This is a genomic window from Paraburkholderia sp. SIMBA_053 (genome assembly GCF_046534895.1).
Taxonomy (GTDB): Bacteria; Pseudomonadota; Gammaproteobacteria; order Burkholderiales; family Burkholderiaceae; genus Paraburkholderia; species Paraburkholderia caledonica.
This window is the reverse complement of the sequence record NZ_JAWRXU010001396.1, coordinates 1-246: the sequence shown is the minus strand read 5'-3', so window position 1 is coordinate 246 and position 246 is coordinate 1. Positions and strand designations below refer to the sequence as shown.

Genomic DNA, 246 nt, shown 5'->3' with positions numbered 1-246 from the left:
GTTGCAGGCTGGCATCGGCACGATTGCGAATGCGGTGCTGGCCGGCTTCGCCGACTCGCCGTTCGAGCCGTTCACGATCTACTCGGAAGTCCTGCAGGATTCGACCTTCGATCTGATGGACGCCGGCAAGGTCACGTTCGCATCGGGCGCGTCGATCACGTTGACGGAAAAGCGCCAGGCGCAGGTATTCGGCGATCTCGCGCGCTACCGCGACCGGCTCGTGCTGCGTCCGCAAGAAGTCAGCAA

Annotated in this window: 1 pseudogene; it reads left to right on the top strand. The window is 63.4% G+C overall.

The window, feature by feature from the left end:
- A pseudogene (locus tag SB753_RS40190) lies at positions 1 to 246 on the top strand (propionyl-CoA--succinate CoA transferase); the annotation flags it as partial.